The following is an 18,362-nucleotide window of genomic DNA, read 5'->3' on the forward strand; positions in this document are numbered from 1 at the left end:
GCATTGCGAAGGGAGGAAAACCGCTGTGTCCGCTCAAACGACGAAAGGCCGCGATTTTCATAGGCTGACGCCCGCTTGGAATATCATTTTTCATTCTGTAGCCGGTATTTTTGCATTACTATGCGTATTTCCTTTTTTATTCGTTACAGTTATCTCCTTTACGGATGAGTCCACTCTTGCCAAGAACGGCTATCAGCTGTTTCCGGAAAAATGGAGCGTAGAGGCTTACAGCTATTTGTTTAAAGCAGGGGATCAATTGCTCCGCTCTTATGGGGTAACGATTGCCGTTACGGTTATTGGTACGGCTATCGGCGTTGTGTTCACGGCGCTGTTCGCTTATGCCATCTCGCGCCACAGCTTTAAATACCGCAACTTTTTCGCTTTCTTTGCCTTCTTTACGATGCTGTTTAACGGCGGCCTTGTGCCGACTTATATTATTGTCACGCAGCTTCTTGGACTTAAAGATTCGATTTGGGCACTGATATTGCCGCTTGCGGTCAACGCCTTTTATATTATGATTCTGCGCACGTTCTTCTCAACGATGGTACCGGATGCTATTATCGAATCAGGTAAAATAGACGGCGCTGGAGAGTTTGGCATCTTCTTTAAGCTGGTGCTGCCTTTGTCTCTTCCAGGTCTTGCTACCATTGGTTTGTTCAGCACGCTCGGCTATTGGAACGATTGGTTTAATGCGCTGCTGTATATTAACACGCCGAATTTAGTGCCGCTTCAATCGATGCTGATGCGGATTGAAAATAGTATGCAATTTATTATGCAGAACTCGCAAAATGCTTCGCTCAGCGTAGGCGTGCTGCAGTCGATGCCGCAGGATACGTCGCGTATGGCGATGGTGGTGCTTGCAACCGGCCCAATCGTATTCGCTTATCCGTTCTTCCAAAGATATTTCATTCAAGGTTTGACGGTTGGTGCCGTTAAAGAATAATAACGAATCTGTTTCCTAAAGGAGCAACTATCATGGAGCAATTTAGATTACCGAAAATTCCAATGCCGGAGCTGACGCTGCCGCAGGCTGTCCAAGACGTACTCAAGGAAGCGGAGCAGAAGCTCGCGCACCGTCCGAAGCTGCTGCAATTGTTCAAAAACTGCTTCCCCAATACGCTGGAAACGACGACGAAGCTGATGGACGATGGCACTACTTTTGTCATCACAGGCGATATTCCTGCAATGTGGCTGCGCGATTCCGTCGAGCAAGTCATTCACTACGTTCCGCTTGCTAAGAACGATAAGGACTTGCAGCGCATCATTGGCGGTTTGATCAAACGCCATATCGATTATATCCAGATCGATCCTTACGCGAATGCTTTTAACGAAACGGACAATGATTGGCACTGGAATACTACGGATGAGACGGAAATGTCTCCGTGGGTGTGGGAGCGCAAGTTCGAGCTGGATTCTATCTGCTTCTCGATGCGCCTTGCGCATGCTTACTGGAAGGAAACGGAGCTGACGGATATTTTTGATTCGGGCTTCAAGGCAGCGATGCGCAGCATCGTTGAGCTTTGGAAAACGGAGCAGCGCCACTTTGAGCGCTCCCCGTACCGTTTTATCCGTGATAACGGCATTCCGACAGACTCGCTTCGCAATGACGGCCTAGGCATGCCAATCAACTATACCGGCATGATCTGGTCGGGCTTCCGCTCGAGCGATGATGCGTGTGATTTCCACTATAACGTACCTGATAATATGTTCGCTGTGGTCGCGCTGCGCCAAATGAGAGAAATAGCGGAATGGGTATTCCGTGACATGGATTTCGTTAAGGAGCTGAAAAAGCTCGAGGATGATGTCGATCATGGCATTCAACTGTACGGTATCTATCAGCATCCGGAATTTGGCCCTATCTATGCTTATGAAACAGATGGCTTCGGCAACTATTGCCTAATGGACGATGCAGGCACGCCGGGCTTGATGTCGATTCCTTATCTTGGCTATACGAATGCAGATGATCCGATCTATCAAAATACGAGAAAATTTGCGCTTAGCAAGCATAACCCGTTCTACTACGAAGGCACGGCAGCGAAAGGGATCGGCAGCCCGCATACGCCTCCTGGCTACATTTGGCATATGGCGTTGTCGATGCAAGGGATTACGGCAACAAGCAGCGAAGAGAAGCTGGCTTTGATTGCGATGCTGGAAGCAACCGACGCGGATACAGGCTACATGCATGAGGGCTTCCATTCGGATGATCCTGCTTTGTTCACGCGCAAATGGTTCGCTTGGTCGAACAGCCTATTCTCACAGCTTGTCTATCAGGCGATGAAGGATGACATTCTATGAGCATGAGCACCATTATTTTTTATGATCCGTCGTTTCCGCTGCGTTCACGGCTAAGCTCTGATTCCGAGGGGCAGCTTGTTCAAATTGGCAACGTTGTTCGCGCGAATGCGCTAGGCAAGGCGCTGCGCGATGCGGACGGCGGCTGCTTCGTAAACATGCACGCGCCTTATTTCCCTAAGGAAGCTTGGGTAGACATCCTAGCTTATTTGAAACGCGGCGGCAGCTTGATCAATATTGGCGGAGCTCCGTTTAAATATCCCGTTACCAAGAATGCGGATGGCGCATGGGAAACCGAATCCGAGCAAACGGCTTATCACCGCGAGCTTCATATTCACGAAGCGCTGCCTGTTGACGCAGCTCCGATTAGGACATTGTCTGCGCATGCTGACATTCCGCTGCTGCAAGGCAAGGAATCGTTGTTTGAAGTATCCAACACTTGGAATCTAGTGCCGCATGTGACAAAAACAAGCGATTTGCCTCATCAGATGGGCTCGGCAGGTCCAATGGACGCCCATTTGTTCCCGCTTCTAAAAGGCGTTTCTGCTGAAGATAGAGAGGTAGCCGCTCCGATCGTGCTTTGGGAAAATACGAAGGGGATGTTCGCGGGAGGGCGCTGGCTGTTCGTTAATCAGCCGCTTACGGAACAGTTCTGGCAAGGCGGGGGAGCTGAGGAGCTTCGCCGCTGGACGGCGTTTTGCGGAGAAGGGGTAACGGAGCTTTGGCTTAAGCCAAACTACGCTTCCTTCGAGCCGGGTGAGCGGGCTATGCTGACGCTGCAAGCACAGAAGCTTAGTCGTTCTTCAAGCGCATCTCCTGTAAGCTGGAGCTTCTCCATTGTGGTTCAGCATGACAGCAAGCCGGAGCAGCGCTTTACAACCAGCCTGCAAGAGGATGTTGCAAGCAAGCAGCTTATCGTTCGCATTCCGGTTCCGCTTGAGCTTGTGAGCGGCTATTACAGCGTGGAATGCAAAGCGGAATCCTCTGAAGGAGAAGTTCGTTATCTTCGTCAAGGGTTCTGGGGCTTTGACCGCGAGCTGCTTGCCGAAGGCAGCCCTGTTACCGCTGAGCGCGATTATTTCATGAAGGACGGCCGGCCGATGCCGGTTGTGGGCATGACATACATGACCTCGGATGTGGCGCGCAAGTTTTTGTTCCTGCCGAACGCTTCCGTATGGGAGCGGGATATGGCGCAAATGCGCAAAGCGGGCATCAATTGGATCAGAACCGGCATATGGACCGCTTACCGCAATGTGATGCAGGTGGACGGCCATGCGTCAGAAGAGGCGCTTCGCGCCATTGACGCATTTCTGCTCACGGCGAAGCGGAATGATTTGCAGGTAACCTTTACGTTCTTCTCCTTTACCCCGGAAACGTGGGAAGGGCAAAATCCATACCTCGACCCAAGAAGCGTCGAGGCTCAGAAACGGTTTATTCGGGCGATCGTCTCTAGACATAGCCAGTCCAAGCATGTGGACTGGGATTTAATTAATGAGCCGTCGATGTTCGATCCGCCGCGTATTTTCTCCGATGGCCCAAGATCAACGCGTGATCCATTCGAGAAGGCTGCTTATGCTGCTTGGCTGAAAGAGCGTCACGGGTCGATTACGAAGCTGCAAAAATTGTGGAACATGACCCCGGAGCAGCTGCCAAGCTTTGAATCGGCTGTGCCGCCGGAGCCAGAGGAAATCAACTTTGACGTGCAAGACATGCATCAAGGCAAGAAGGGAACACGCTGGCTTGATTATGTGCTGTTTTCCATGGATATGCATAATCGCTGGGCTCAGGAGCTGTACGCAACGATCAAAGAAGAATGCCCTGACCATATGGTTACGGTTGGACAGGATGAAGCGCTCGGCGCGCAAAGGCCTTCCCCATTCTTCTATGGCGAGGCTGTTGACTATACAACTGTCCATTCGTGGTGGCTGAATGATCAGCTCGTTTGGGACAGCATCTTTGCGAAAACAGCTGACAAGCCTAATCTTGTGCAGGAAACCGGCATCATGTATGTAGAGACGCCGGAGGGCCGCGCGAAACGTTCGGAAGCGGAGCTGCGGAACATCCTTGAGCGCAAATATGCTTATGCCTTTGCGACTGGCGGAGCAGGTGCGGTTCAGTGGATTTGGAATACCAACTTCTATATGGATAACGCCAATGAATCGCATATCGGCGCGCTTCGTGCGGATGGCACAGAGAAGCCGGAAGCAGATGTGTCCTACGATTTTGGACGGTTTATGGAAGGGATCAGAGACTTGTTCAAAGGGCGGGAGCTTGAGGATACCGCTGTCGTTTTCCCTTATTCGAACGATTTCTCAAATCGCAAGCTGGCGTTTGACGCAACAACGAAAGCAACGCGAGTGCTTGCTTACGAGCTGAATAAACCTTTCCGCGGTGCTTCGGAATATCATTTGGAGGAGCTTGAAGCAAATCCTGTCAAGCTCGTCATCGTTCCAAGCGCCCACAATATAGACGATACTGCACTTGAGCAGCTGCTAGGTTATGTTGAACGAACGGGTGCGACGCTTCTGCTGACGGGGCCAACAAGCCTTGACGCTTATTGGCGTCCAGTTGATCGCCACTCGGAGCTGTTTGGCGCAAGAGAGCTTGTGAACGTGCTCCGCGAGGAACAAATTCGTATCGGAGATCGCGTGCTGCCTGTCTCTTATGGCAGCCGCCGCATTGCGCAGGTTTGGAAGGAAGCACAGGTAAGCGATACTGCGCTTGGCAGCGATCAGCTCATCGAGCTGGCGCACGGCAAAGGACGCATCATTTGGAGTCCGCTGCCGGTTGAGCTGAACGACCGTATCGAGCCGATCTCGGCCTTGTACCAATACGCGCTGGCTTCCGCGGGTTGTTCCGAGGAGCTGGAGTGGATAGCAGGCGGACAATTGCCGGGCGTCTACGGCCGCAAGCTGACTTTCCAAGAGGGAGCGCTGTACGTATTCGTGTCGGAGTACAGCCATAATGCTGATATTGAAGTGAAGGACCCTGTGACTGGCGTCCGATATTCCTTTGCACTGGAGAAGGAAAGGTCTGTTCTATTCGCAGTGGATAAAGAGGGTCAGCTGTTAGCTGTCTATCGGCCGGATCAAGTGTGTATAGCCGTATCATAATGACGAACAAGAAGAGGTGTTGAACGATGACCTACAAACGCACAGCCCATATTATCTCGCATACGCATTGGGATCGGGAATGGTATTTGCCCTATGAGAAGCATCATGTCTTGCTTGTGAAACTAATGGATACGCTGCTTCATACGCTGGATACCGATCCTGATTTCAAAAGCTTCTATTTGGACGGGCAAACGATCATCCTAGAAGATTACTTACAGGTTCGTCCGGAGAACCGTGAGCGCCTTGAGCGTTATATTAAAGAAGGCCGTATTCCAATTGGACCTTGGTATATTTTGCAGGATGCCTTCCTGACGAGCAGCGAAGCGAATCTTCGCAATTTGCAAATCGGCAATCAGGATGCGAGCCGTTACGGCACGATAGCGAAAGTCGGCTATTTCCCGGATACGTTCGGCAATATCGGCCAAGCTCCGCAGATTCTGCAGCAAGCCGGCATTGATAATGCCGTGTTCGGAAGAGGCGTTAAGCCAACCGGCTTTAATAACACGGTAGCGGATTCGGATTATGAATCGTCCTTCTCCGAGCTCATTTGGGAGGGGCCGGACGGCTCCCGCGTACTGGGCGTTCTATTCGCGAACTGGTACTGCAACGGCATGGAAGTGCCAACGGATGAAGCTGCTGCCAAAGAATATTGGGAGCGGAAGCTTGTGGAAGCGGAGAAATATGCCGCTACCGGCCAGCTGCTGTTCATGAACGGCTGCGACCATCAGCCGATCCAGCAGGATTTGTCTGCTGCGCTGGACACAGCAAGGCAGCTCTTCCCTGAAACGGAATTTATTCATTCCAATTTCGAAGATTACCTAGCTTCTGTGAACGAGTCCTTGACGCGCGAGCTGTCTGTCGTGAAGGGCGAGCTTCGCAGCCAGCGGACGGACGGCTGGTCAACGCTTGTGAATACAGCATCCGCACGCGTCTATTTGAAGCAAATGAATCAGCTCGGCCAAGCTATGCTGGAGAAGGTAGCGGAGCCGCTTGCTACGCTTGCGTATTCGCTTGGGCATGAGTATCCGCATCATTTGTTTACGTATGCGTGGAAAACGCTCATGCAGAACCATCCGCATGACAGCATTTGCGGCTGCAGCGTGGACGAGGTTCACCGCGAGATGGTGACCCGCTTCGATAAGAGCCGCCATGTGGCGGAAGCGATTATTGACGACAGCAAAGCCGTCATTGCAGATGCGGTCGACACGACCGTATTCGAGCAATACGGCGAGGACGTCCTACCGTTTGTCGTCTATAATACGACCGGCTGGGAGCGCAGCGGAGTGGTTGAAGTCGAGCTTGATATCGAACGCATCTATTTCCGTGACGGCTTGTCGCTTGATGAAATGAATCAAAAAATGTACGGCGTTGATGTAACAGGAAGAACAGTTGTTGATCACCTTGGTACAGCAATCGCTCATTCGGCAGTTGATTTGGGACTTCAGTTTGGCTATGATCTGCCGGATGACAAATTCCGCCAGCCATATATGAGCCGCAGAGTGCGTCTAACGCTTGAAGCGGTGCAGGTCGCTGCGCTTGGTTTGGCAGCATTTGCTTACGTTCGCAACGCGAAAGCAGCTGAACTGCCGCTAGTATCGCTAGTCGCAGGAGAGCAATCGCTGGAGAACGAATTTGTTCGGATCGATGTGGAAGCCGACGGCTCGTTTAGTCTAACCGATAAACGCAGCGGTCAAATTTACCGCGATCTTGGCGTATATGAGAACACAGGCGATATCGGCAATGAATACATGTACAAGCAGCCAACAGGCGAACAAACATTAACGACGAAGGGTCTGCCAGCCAGCATTCGCCTTGTCGAGAATACGCCTTACCGCGCAGCAATCGAAATCGTGCATGAATGGGCGGTACCTGCTTCGGCAGAGCCATATTTTGAAGTCGAGAAGCAAGAGGCGGTTTATTTCCCTAACCGGAAGTCGCAGCGTACAGAAGCGACCGTCCCGCTTACGATTCGTACGGAAATCGCAATAAGCCGCTCTGGGCAAGGTGTGGAATGGAAATCTTCCTTCAACAACCAAGCCAAGGATCACCGGGTTCGCGTATTGTTCCCTACTGATCTTGAGACAGCTGTCCATCAAGCGGATTCAATTTTCGAGATTGCAACGCGCGATATCGAGCCGGCAGCGGAGTGGATCAATCCAAGCAATGCGCAGCATCAGCAAGCATTCGTTGACGTGAGCGGCGAGCATGCGGGTCTGACGGTTTCGAACCTCGGCTTAAACGAATACGAAGTACTGCGCGATGGACGCAATTCCATTGCGATTACCTTGCTTCGTTCGGTAGCAGAGCTTGGCGACTGGGGCGTGTTCCCTACTCCGGAAGCACAATGTCTGGGCGAGCAGAGCTTCAGCTTGACCATCCTCCCGCATAACGGAGACGGCGCTGAATCTGGCGCTTACGCGAGAAGCTATCAATTCCAAGTGCCGTGGACAGTCAGCCAGACTGGTGTCCACTCTGGCAAGCTTGCTCCAGCATTGTCCTTGTTCAACTGGGATGGCAGCGGACTGGCATTCTCCTCCTTGAAGGTGAACGAGAAGTCCGGTGATTTCATGCTAAGATGGTTTAACATGAAGCCTGCTGAGACGGAGCTGAACCTGTCAGAGGCAGCTGCTGGATCACTCGGACAAGCATACAAAAGCAATGTGCTTGAGCACGAAGTCGAAGGACTTGCCCTTAATGGACAATCGTCGTTGCAATTGACGGTTGGACCATGCGAGATTTTGACTGTCGGCGTTAAGCGTTCATAAATAATAAAGAAGCCCTTTGCATGGGGAACCCTGCAAAGGGCTTCTTGTTGTATATGGCGAATGCCGGTGTTTAGTTTAACGAGTTTCCAACGTGGTCATAATGGAAAGAGACAACGGAACCGGAGACAACTGACTATGACAAAGCCAACGAAGGAATTTATCGACGATAAATCACGGCTTGAGCATGAGGGAGAACCCTTAGCAGCAAATATCGAGCAAAATTTAAAGATGATTTTAAAGGATATGGGCGGCAGCGATGATGTTGTCATCCGTGAAATTCGCTCTGCCGGCAGTGATGCGTCAACCGCTGCCATTGTATATATCGATGGCATGTCCGATGCCACCATCATTAATACTTATATTTTTGACTATCTAAACCGCTCGCTTCAGCTTGAGATGGATCATAAAGATCTTGCACAGCAGCTGTTATCGGGCATAGGCTCGCTTCACCCCGTCGCGAAGACAGGCGAGCTGTATCAGTCGCTGCTCTCTGGCGAAGCGATTATTTTCCTGATCGGCAGCGACCATGCTTACCGGGCGGATATTCGCCAGTGGAAAGGCCGCGATGTTACGGAATCGACCAACCAGACATCCGTCCGGGGACCAAGGGAGAGCTTCACCGAGACGCTGCGGGTTAATACTTCGCTCGTGCGCCGGAAAATCAAAGATCCGAGGTTATGGATTGAGACGGTTGCGATCGGCCGAATTACGAAAACCGACGTTACGATCATGTACTTGAATGGCATTGCCAAACCTTCCGTTATCTCGGAGGTACGCTCGAGGCTGCAAGCGATTGATATCGATGGCGTGCTGGAAGGCGGTTATATCGAGGAGTATATCGAGGATGCGAAATTGTCCATCTTCCCAACCGTTTACAATACCGAGCTGCCAGATAGCGTAGCCGCGCAGCTGCTTGAGGGCAGAGTAGCGATTCTAGTGGATGGATCGCCGAACGTGCTGATCGTCCCTACGCAATTTGTCAGCTTTATTCAATCTGCCGAGGATTATTACCAAAGGGCTCTCTACGCGAGTCTTCTAAGATTATTGCGTTATATAAGCGGATTTATCTCGCTGCTGCTTCCATCCTTGTATATTGCCATTACGACTTTTCACAGGGATATGCTCCCTACCTCCTTGTTAATCAGTCTCGCCGCTCAGAGGGAGGGCGTGCCTTTCCCTGCTTTTATTGAAGCGGTAGCGATGGAGGTTACGTTTGAGATTTTGCGGGAAGCCGGACTTCGAATGCCTCGGGCGATCGGTCAAGCCGTATCCGTCGTGGGTACGCTGGTTATCGGCCAAGCGGCCGTCGAGGCTGGAATCGTCTCCGCCGCGATGGTTATCGTCGTATCGGTAACGGCGATTTCAACCTTTACGTTTCCCGCTTACAGTATATCGATCCCTATACGTATGCTGCGATTCGTGTTAATGGGGCTCGCGGCAAGCTTCGGCTTGTTCGGCATTATTATGGGCTTGTTTGTTCTGCTGCTGCATTTATGCTCGCTGCGTTCCTTCGGAGAGCCGTATATGTCGCCGCTTAGTCCTTTTATTGCATCGAATCAACAGGATACGCTTATCCGCATGCCGCGTTGGATCCATTTTATAAGGCCAAGCACAGCGCAGAAAAGCAATCGGATCAGGCAACGCAAGAAATAGCAGGGAGATGCAGGAAGGAGCTTTGCCATGATGCTGCGTAAAACGGTGATGATCATTTTGTGCATGGCGCTTCTGACAGGCTGCTGGAGCAGACGCGAGCTTAATGAGCTGTTAATCGTGCTTGGCATAGCCGTGGATTGGGAGGATGGGCAGTTTGTCGTGTCCTTTCAGGTTGTTAATCCAAGCGAAATATCCGCGCAGAGGCGAGGCGGCGATCGCCCGCCGGGCACGTTGTATCAAGGCAGAGGGAAAACGATGTTTGAGGCTGCGCGCACGTTAACGGCAGAAGCGCCGCGTAAAGTATATTTAGGCCATTTGCAAATCTATGTCATCGGCGAGAAGATGGCAAGAAGAGGGATAAGCCAGTTTCTGGACAGCACGCTACGGGATAACGAATCGCGAATGGATTTTAACGTCGTGATCGCAAAAGGGATGAAAGCGGAGGAGTTATTGAAAATCTATACGCCGCTTGAGAAACTGCCTACCCAAAATATGCTTAGGTCGCTCGAGACCTCAGCCAAATCATGGGCGCCTACCGTCTCCACTACGCTGGACGATATTTTAAGCACGCTGTCCGGTGAAGGCAAGGAGCTGGCGTTAACAGGCATTGAAGTGATAGGAAACCAAAAAAAAGCGGAGACGAAGCAAAATGTGGAAATCTTTAAGCCGGCAGGACACTTTCGCTATACGGGGCTCGCGGTTTTTAAAAAGGATAAGCTAATAGGCTGGTTAAATGAAAAAGAGAGCAAGGGTTACACGGACATTACCAATCATTTGGAAAGCACTTCCGTTGAGATACGATGTGAAGGCAATAAGTATATGGGGGTAGAGATTGAATCTTCCGAATCACGCATTAAGATGGGAATGAAGGATGGCAAGCCAGTAGCGGATATTTATTTTCGAACAGAGGCTAATATCGTGGATAGAGCTTGCAAGTCTGTAGATCTAACGGATCCTGAGACGATTGAAAAGCTGCAGCGGCAGGKAGAGAAAGTGATGAAAAGCAATGCAGATGCCTCGATCAGGCACGCGAAAAAACTGCAAACCGATGTATTCGGGTTTGGCGTTACGTTAGGACAGCAGCACCCGGCTTTATGGAAGCAGGCTAAGCAGGAATGGAATACAAGGATGTTCCCCGTCATGGAAACGCATTTTCATGTCAAAGTATTTATCCGCAAAACGGGTACGACCGGCAATACAAAAATGAGATCGTAGCCTATTTAGCGCGGGAGGATAACGATGCCGTCATTAATTGGAGTAGTTGTTTTTGCTATACTCGTTGCTTGGTGGGAGCTGCCGAAGCTGAAAGAAAAGAAGCTTATGAAGGAGATGGCAGTGTTTATTACGCTTCTACTCCTCGGTACGGGTCTGTATGGTGCGCTAGCTATGAATGTGAACCTGCCTAATCCGTTTTTGCTCATCAAGCTTGTCTACGGAGGGCTGTACTGAACAAGGAACGCCTTATGAAGAGGAGGTGAGACGGATGAGCGACGACGTGGTAAACGGCAATGGCAAAATATCGCCTAGACAATTTATGATATTGGTTATTATGTATACGATAGGCGATTCCATGCTGGTTATTCCAACGCTGCTTGCCTCGGCTTCTAAGCAAGACGCATGGATAACGATGCTCGTTAGCCTTGTCCTGGGACTTGCGGTAGGCGTATTGTTTGGATCGGTTGCGAAAATGATGAAGGGAGTCGGTTTGATCACGTTCATCCAGCAGTCCATGGGAAATGTGGCGGGGAGCTTGGTTGGCATCTTGCTGATCATTTATTTCTTTTATATCCATATGACGCTAACCAGTGAAATGAGCCAATTCATGACGACGCAATTGATGCCGGAAACACCGATCAATGCGATTGTTATGTTATTTATGGCGGTTATTATCATTGCTTACCGCCTTGGTGTAGAAGCGTTTGCCCGGATGGGAGAGCTGCTATTTCCCCTATTTCTGCTGCTGTTTCTGCTCATGACCGTATTCCTGCTGCCGCAGATTCATCTCTCCAAGCTGGAGCCGGTGCTAGCAGATGGTCTGGCACCTGTTATGAACGGGGTATTCATTTCCTTTACGGTACCGTTCTCGGAGCTGTTCGTTATCTTAATGCTTGTGCCTCATGTAGCGGGCAATAATGCGACGATGAAGCCGCTGCTGCTCGGCATTCTCATAAGCGGTACGATTTTATTCATCACTGTCATTCTGTGCGTGTTCGTGCTCGGAGCAAGCTTAATGGAAACGAAGTATTACCCGATGTTCGTGCTCGCTCAGAAAATAAGGATCGGCAATTTTTTGGAGCGGATAGAGGCTATTCTGGCATTTATCTGGATCGTAACGGTGTTCTTTAAAACACTAGTTATCTTCTATGCGATCACGCAAGGAATAACCCAACTGCTTCGGTTAAAAGAGAGCAATATGCTGACGATTCCGCTGGCTATGATTTTATTGGTAGGCTCTGTAATCAGCGCCCCTAATATCGTCATTTACAATGAAATCAATAAAGACTATTGGCCTTTGTTCGATCTGACGATCTGTGTGCTGCTTCCTGCCTTAATGCTAGGCTGGTTCTATTTAAGGAGAAACCACGATCATAAGGTCAAATAGCCGGATAGAGGCCGCTGCATGGATTTCTAGTTTTTTCTTTTAACAGAGTCAATCGCCAACATGCTATAATAGAACTATTCGCGTAACTTAACTGGATAGGATTAGGGTCTCCTCGGAGCGGAGGAGATCCTTTTTTATTGAAAATACGGGTTGCCATACATAGCGGGAGGGGAATTAGGTGGCAAAAGGACCGAAGCGGCCAACAAGGGATGAATTTGAGCTTGAGGAGCTGGGCGAGAGATTAGTAGAGGCCAAGCAGGAAGGCACGGAGCTGCTGCTCACGATTTGGGCGGCGGAAGAGAAAGTGAGAGGCGTCATTACAACGCTCGATTCAAGAACGAAGAAGGTTCATGTCGAGCATATGGGAAGCGTAACGAAGGTGCCTTTCCTCGATATCATGAAGATAGAAAGCCCTTATTGATAAGATAAGCTTTTGTACGAAAATGATACAGCAGCAGGCTGCCTGGAAGCCTCCCTCGTTCACATGTTGAGCGAATGGGAGGCTTCTTTGTGTATGTAAAAGTACGGCGGGAATTCACAACTTTTCGCCAAATATTACAAATACTTCCCATGGGATTATTTGTACAATACTCTTGTCGGGAAGGGGGGAAACGATGTAAAAAACGGATGAATGAAAACATTGCTTTAAATGCACGTCAAAAACAGGAATCAGGGAAGGAAGCTGTAACGAATGAAAAAACGTACTGTTTCGCTTATCATGACTGTGATGATGATCCTGCAGGTGTTCGGCATGTCTACTGCCATGGCGGCAGAGGAGACGCCGGGCGCCAGCTCGGAGAACCGTGGATTAAAGGCAGAATATTACACTACATCGGGAAGAGGGCAATTTGATTTTAAAACCTTAAAGATTACGACGGTAGATGCAAAAATTGATTTTGCTAATATTAAACCGATTCTGAAAGCGTTTACCGGACAGGATGAGTTTAATGCGGTCAGGTGGACTGGCGAGCTGGAAGCGCCGGCTACGGATGATTACAAGTTTTACATTAAGGCTGATAACGGATTCCGCCTATGGATCGACGGCAAGCTTGCCATTGATCACTGGGTGAATGATTGGGATAAGGAGCAGACTAGTGCAGCCATCCATTTGGAAGCCGGCAAGAAGGTTAGCTTTAAATTAGAATACTTTCAGGACTTTGGCGGAGCATACATTAATCTAAAATGGTCGGGAGCTAACCTGCAGAAGCAAGCTGTACCGGAAAGTGCTTTCCTGCTGCCTGCTGGGTTTGTGAATCACAGCCCTAAGGAAAGCGTCATTCTTCAGGACGGGATGCAGGCTGAGCTGCATTTTGGCAGTGAACTACAAACGGTTCCAGCGGATGCAGCAAAACATTTTACCGTTGCGGCAGGGCTGCGCAATCATATTCCGACAAGCGCAGCGCTGAGTCCAAATGATTCGTCGGTCATTCAGCTGAAATGGGATATTCCTGTCTACAAGCCGGATAATGCGATCATGCTCACGTATGACGGGCAAGGGGCCATTGTCAGGAAGGACGGACAGCCATTATCCACGTTTGTAGCTACCAAAGTGACTAACGGCTCCGAATTTATGATTAAGACGCCATGGGCGGAGGATGTGGATAAAGACCAAGTCCTTCCGGAATATCCGCGTCCGCAGCTTGTCCGTGACAAGTGGCTAAATCTTAACGGCGAGTGGGAGTTTGAGAGCGGCACGAAGCAAGCGGTCCTTCCTACTGGCAAAAAATTAAGCGAAACGATTCTTGTTCCGTTTGCGGTCGAATCACAGCTGTCCGGACTTGAGCGTCAGGAAGATAAAATGTGGTACAAACGCCAATTTACGCTTCCTGCGGATTGGGATGGTAGCCGCGTGCAGCTTCATTTTGGAGCTGTTGATTTTGAAGCGACGGTCTATGTCAACGGGCATGAAGTCGGCAAGCATCGCGGCGGTTATACGGGCTTTAGCTTTGATATTACCGACCAATTGGCTGCGGGGCAAAATGAGTTGATCGTTTATGTAACAGATCCGACAGACGATGGCGGGTACACGATCGGCAAGCAGCGGAATGTGCCGGAAGGGATCTGGTATACATCGGTATCGGGCATTTGGCAGACGGTATGGCTGGAGCCGGTAGCTGCTGCCTCGATCGAAAAGCTGGACATGACACCGAATCTTGCTGATGATTTGTTGAAGCTGAAGGTTACAGGAAGCGCTGGCGTTACGGATGAAACAGTTGAAGCGATTGTGTTGAAGGAAGGCCAGGAAGTTGCACGCATAAACGGAGCGGTAGGCGAGGAATTGTCGATCCCAATTCCGAATCCGCGTCTGTGGTGGCCTGATGATCCATTCTTGTACGATCTAAAGGTTAATCTGGTGAAAGGCTCCGCGAAGGTGGATGAAGTCGCCAGCTATTTCGGCATGCGGGATATTAAGCTCGGCAAAGTAGACGGCATTACGCGTCCGCTCATTAACGGTAAGTTTATTTTCCAAATGGGACCTCTCGATCAAGGGTATTGGCCGGATGGCTTATACACAGCGCCAACGGATGAAGCTTTGAAGTTCGATATCGAGGCGGCGAAGCGGCTTGGCATGAACATGATTCGCAAGCATATGAAGGTGGAGTCTGATCGGTGGTTCTACTGGGCCGATAAGCTTGGCGTCGTGGTATGGCAGGATCAAGTGAGCAAATTCGGGGATTCTGCCGATAACCGGGCGCATCTCGAGAAGGAATTCAAAGAAATGATCGACCAGTTCCGCAATCATCCTTCCATTGTCGTATGGACCGTGTTTAACGAAGGCTGGGGACAATACGAAACCGAACGGCTGACGAATTGGGCGATGAGCTATGATCCAACCCGCCTCATTAACAATGCGAGCGGCTGGACGGATAAAAATGTCGGGCATTTGGTCGACATGCACGCGTACCCTGCACCTAATGCGCCGCAAGCGACGGATACCCGGGCCGCTGTGCTCGGCGAATATGGCGGACTTGGCCTGAAGGTGCCTGGGCATGAGTGGAACTCGAACGTATTCAGCTACGAGGAGCAAGAGAACGTAACGAAGCTGACGGATCGTTATGTGACCTTCATTAACCAATTGAAGGCATTGAAGAAAACAGGACTAAGTGCTGCGGTATACACTCAAATAACAGACGTTGAAATGGAGATTAACGGACTGCTCTCCTATGACCGCAAAGTGGAAAAAGCGGATTTTATCCGCGTCGCGCAAGCACATAAGGAATTAATCGGAAGCTTCCATATCTCGGATTTAACGAGCGTTATTACGAAGGCACAGGCGGCGCTGGATAAGGCGGTTGTTGGCACTAACCCTGGCGAGTATCCGCAGGCTGCGAAAGATGCCTTGGTCGCTGCGATTGCGGCTGCGCAGGCTGTATCGGATAAGCCGGATGCTTCTGCCGAAGTGATCGAGCAGGCGATTAACGCTTTAAATGCTGCGATCGAGAAGTTCGGCAAAAGCGTGGTAAAAGCAGTGCCGCCGATTTCGCCGAAGGCATGGCTTGATTCATTCGATAAGCCGGCCTTAAAGGATGAATGGAGCATTCATAATCCGGATGCAAGCGGCTGGTCGCTTACGGATAACCCGGGCTCCTTGCGGATTGTGACGCAAAGAGGGGAAATGTTTGAAGGGTCGAATGACATCAAAAACGTATTCCTGCGGGATCTTCCGAGCGAAGATTTTGAGGCAACGATCAAGCTAAACGCTCCTATCCGTAAAAATCACCAGCAAGCAGGCTTAATCGTATGGCAGGATGTCGATAACTACGTGAGATACGGCCATGTCTGGGATACGCTCGGTGCTGCGGGATACAGCTTGGAAACGGCCAAGGAAGTAAATAAGAAATATACGAAGGCGACGAATATGGCGAAGCATCCGGGCACGGATGACGTATTTATGAAAATCAAAAAAGTCGGCAATGCGTATACGACTTATTTCTGGAATGGAACCGAGTGGCAGCAGGCCGCAGATCCGCTAACGGCAGAGCTGGGTCAAGTCAAGATCGGCATCTACGGTTTTTCTGCGCTGGATAGCACATCGATGAATGCGGATATTGACTACTTCACGGTTCAATCGTTGAATGAGCAAGCGCCGCTGAGCATGACATTGGATGGCGCTGGCAGCGTGAAAGAAGGGTCGACGTTTAAAGTGAAGCTCGGCGCGGCGAACGTGACGGATTCCGTATACGCTTCGGATATCACGCTGAGCTATGATGCGAATTTGTTCGAGCTGCAGCAGGTAGACTCCGCTGCGGACGGCATTGAAGTCGTGAAGGTTGTGGATGACGGAAAAGGCAATGCGCGCATCGTGCTGGTGAACATAGGCGATGATCATCAAGTCAAGCAGGAGCTTCTGCTTCTTGACGTTGTCTTTAAAGCGAAAGGCGCCCCTGCGGCCTCCGGCAAAATTTCGGTGATCAAAGCGGTGCTGGCTGATGGCGAAGGCAACGAGACAGAAGCAGCAACCGCTGAGCTTACGGTAACGATTGTGGAAAGCGGCAGCGGCTCCGACGGCGACTTGAACCATGACGGCAGGTTCTCGGTTGGCGATTTGGCGATCATAGCGAGCCACTACGGCAAGGATAGCAACAGTCCGGATTGGAACGTTGCAAGATTTGCCGACTTGAATGGCGACAAAAAGGTCGATATTCTCGACCTTGCGATGATGGCTCAGAAGATCTTTAATCCGTAGAACGGATGGGTTGATGGATTGATGGGATGGAATCATGGCTTTTACAGCATGATTCCATTTTTTATGTGGGAAGATGATGTCCGTTTTGAAATAGATAAGGTGAACCTCGTGAACCCTATGGACGCTGGTCCCCTCCGCCAAACGGCCATTTGAGCTCATTCGCTCAGGAATAGAGCTAGAAGCTAGCTCTATTCTCAACAAACTAGCTGGATTTTCAGAAATAAGGCTAGAAACTAGACTTATTTCAGCGGGAGCCCCCGCCAAACCGCCATTTGAGCTCATTCGCTCAGGAATAGAGCTAGAAACTAGCTCTATTCTCAACAAACTAGCTGGATTTTCAGAAATAAGGCTAGAAACTAGACTTATTTCAGCGAGAGCTCCCGCCAAACGGCCATTTGAGCTCCTCCGCCCGGAAATCCATTTTCAGCGAAAGTCGCTGTGAAGCAGCCTGCAAGGAACATCCATTTTGCCAGCATACGTGATATTTAACTAATATCCTATAATTAAGAAACCGATTTTTTTGGGGCGGTTCAAGCAAAAAAAATGATATAAGCTACCACCTTATGCCCGTATATATTTCCTGAATTGCTAAGCGAGATGTCAGACGGTTTGAAGAAACGCATGCAGGGAAAGTCTTGCTTTAATTTCAAAAAAACAGAGCAGGATCTTTTGCTCGAATTAAAGCAGCTCACCGATCGCGGCTTTGAATCCTACAAAGAAAATAATCTGATCTAAAAGCAGCAAGCTGCAGCCTAGAGCATGAAGTTCACGCCCTAGACTGCAGCTTGTTTTGTTTAACAACAGCGATTCACTTAAATCATAAAGCCTCGCTTCAAAAATAAAACTTTTGCATTTCCGCAGGAACGCCGTTTCGCATCAAAAGCTCCTCCAGCGTCTCGCTGGCAGCTGGAGAGTCGCCGGCTGTCAGCAGCCTGACCGCAAATTTACTCGCTTGCCGCTCGTATTTCCCCACATTGAAAAATGACTGCTCATCCAGCCAAAAGCGGTTGAAGCCAGGATGCAGCCGATCATGCCCAAGCTCATGCGCGCATACGAACCTGCGCCAATCATCTGGAAGCGCATCGTGAATGACTATAAATCGGCGGCGCAGCTTTTTGAAATAAAGGCCGCGCGTGCCTTGACCGAGGTCGGCGAATCGGATATGGATGCCAAGACCTTCGGCGATGGTGAATGGATCATTGGTTTTGAATTTTCGAATGAGCTTTAAAATCATTTTATCCATAGCAACA

At 50.0% G+C, this 18,362-nt stretch carries 11 protein-coding genes; 10 read left to right on the forward strand and 1 reads right to left on the reverse strand.

Features of this window, described 5'->3' with window-relative positions; genetic code table 11:
* Positions 1-25 precede the first annotated feature (25 nt).
* From ADU23_RS13640 to ADU23_RS13685, 10 genes are all read left to right on the forward strand, one after another.
* Positions 26-943, forward strand: a complete 918-nt coding sequence (locus tag ADU23_RS13640) for a carbohydrate ABC transporter permease (RefSeq protein ID WP_053374240.1) — start codon at positions 26-28, stop codon at positions 941-943.
* A 32-nt stretch (positions 944-975) separates the two neighbouring features.
* The gene (locus ADU23_RS13645; RefSeq protein ID WP_053374241.1) at positions 976-2,295 is read left to right on the forward strand and encodes a glycoside hydrolase family 125 protein; all 1,320 of its coding nucleotides are present in this window, start codon (positions 976-978) and stop codon (positions 2,293-2,295) included.
* Positions 2,292-5,405 carry an alpha-amylase family protein gene (locus ADU23_RS13650; protein ID WP_053374242.1) on the forward strand — a complete coding sequence of 1,038 codons (3,114 nt, stop codon included), beginning with the start codon at positions 2,292-2,294 and terminating at the stop codon, positions 5,403-5,405. Before ADU23_RS13645 ends, ADU23_RS13650 begins: the two co-directional genes overlap by 4 nt.
* A gap of 26 nt (positions 5,406-5,431) precedes the next feature.
* A complete protein-coding gene (locus tag ADU23_RS13655) occupies positions 5,432-8,170 on the forward strand; it encodes an alpha-mannosidase (protein WP_053374243.1) in 2,739 nt (912 codons plus the stop codon).
* 135 nt (positions 8,171-8,305) lie between these two features.
* Positions 8,306-9,823 carry a spore germination protein gene (locus ADU23_RS13660; RefSeq protein WP_053374244.1) on the forward strand — a complete coding sequence of 506 codons (1,518 nt, stop codon included), beginning with the start codon at positions 8,306-8,308 and terminating at the stop codon, positions 9,821-9,823.
* Positions 9,824-9,850: 27 nt separating this feature from the next.
* A complete protein-coding gene (locus tag ADU23_RS13665) occupies positions 9,851-11,038 on the forward strand; it encodes a Ger(x)C family spore germination protein (RefSeq protein WP_231637373.1) in 1,188 nt (395 codons plus the stop codon).
* Positions 11,039-11,062: 24 nt separating this feature from the next.
* The gene (locus ADU23_RS13670) at positions 11,063-11,272 is read left to right on the forward strand and encodes a hypothetical protein (protein ID WP_053374245.1); all 210 of its coding nucleotides are present in this window, start codon (positions 11,063-11,065) and stop codon (positions 11,270-11,272) included.
* A 34-nt stretch (positions 11,273-11,306) separates the two neighbouring features.
* Positions 11,307-12,425: a GerAB/ArcD/ProY family transporter gene (locus ADU23_RS13675; RefSeq protein ID WP_053374246.1), complete on the forward strand. Its 1,119-nt coding sequence runs from the start codon at positions 11,307-11,309 to the stop codon at positions 12,423-12,425.
* 178 nt (positions 12,426-12,603) lie between these two features.
* A complete protein-coding gene (locus tag ADU23_RS13680) occupies positions 12,604-12,846 on the forward strand; it encodes a YolD-like family protein (RefSeq protein ID WP_053374247.1) in 243 nt (80 codons plus the stop codon).
* A gap of 270 nt (positions 12,847-13,116) precedes the next feature.
* Entirely contained in the window at positions 13,117-17,112 is a 3,996-nt protein-coding gene (locus ADU23_RS13685; protein WP_053374248.1) for a sugar-binding domain-containing protein, read from the forward strand.
* An 832-nt stretch (positions 17,113-17,944) separates the two neighbouring features.
* On the opposite strand, the gene ADU23_RS13690 is transcribed toward ADU23_RS13685, so the two are convergent.
* Positions 17,945-18,355 (reverse strand): ImmA/IrrE family metallo-endopeptidase, encoded by a 411-nt coding sequence (locus tag ADU23_RS13690; protein WP_053374249.1) that lies wholly within the window; start codon positions 18,353-18,355, stop codon positions 17,945-17,947.
* Positions 18,356-18,362: the final 7 nt, after the last annotated feature.

The organism is Paenibacillus sp. FJAT-27812, assembly GCF_001273905.1.
In the GTDB taxonomy this organism is placed as follows: domain Bacteria; phylum Bacillota; class Bacilli; order Paenibacillales; family Paenibacillaceae; genus Pristimantibacillus.

Excerpts from the sequence above, each read along its gene's own strand:
- ADU23_RS13690 (WP_053374249.1), bottom strand. The coding sequence starts at position 18,355 with ATGGATAAAATGATTTTAAAGCTCATTCGAAAATTCAAAACCAATGAT.
- ADU23_RS13670 (WP_053374245.1), top strand. The coding sequence starts at position 11,063 with ATGCCGTCATTAATTGGAGTAGTTGTTTTTGCTATACTCGTTGCTTGG.
- ADU23_RS13655 (WP_053374243.1), top strand. The coding sequence starts at position 5,432 with ATGACCTACAAACGCACAGCCCATATTATCTCGCATACGCATTGGGAT.
- ADU23_RS13660 (WP_053374244.1), top strand. The coding sequence starts at position 8,306 with ATGACAAAGCCAACGAAGGAATTTATCGACGATAAATCACGGCTTGAG.
- ADU23_RS13645 (WP_053374241.1), top strand. The coding sequence starts at position 976 with ATGGAGCAATTTAGATTACCGAAAATTCCAATGCCGGAGCTGACGCTG.
- ADU23_RS13685 (WP_053374248.1), top strand. The coding sequence starts at position 13,117 with ATGAAAAAACGTACTGTTTCGCTTATCATGACTGTGATGATGATCCTG.
- ADU23_RS13675 (WP_053374246.1), top strand. The coding sequence starts at position 11,307 with ATGAGCGACGACGTGGTAAACGGCAATGGCAAAATATCGCCTAGACAA.
- ADU23_RS13650 (WP_053374242.1), top strand. The coding sequence starts at position 2,292 with ATGAGCATGAGCACCATTATTTTTTATGATCCGTCGTTTCCGCTGCGT.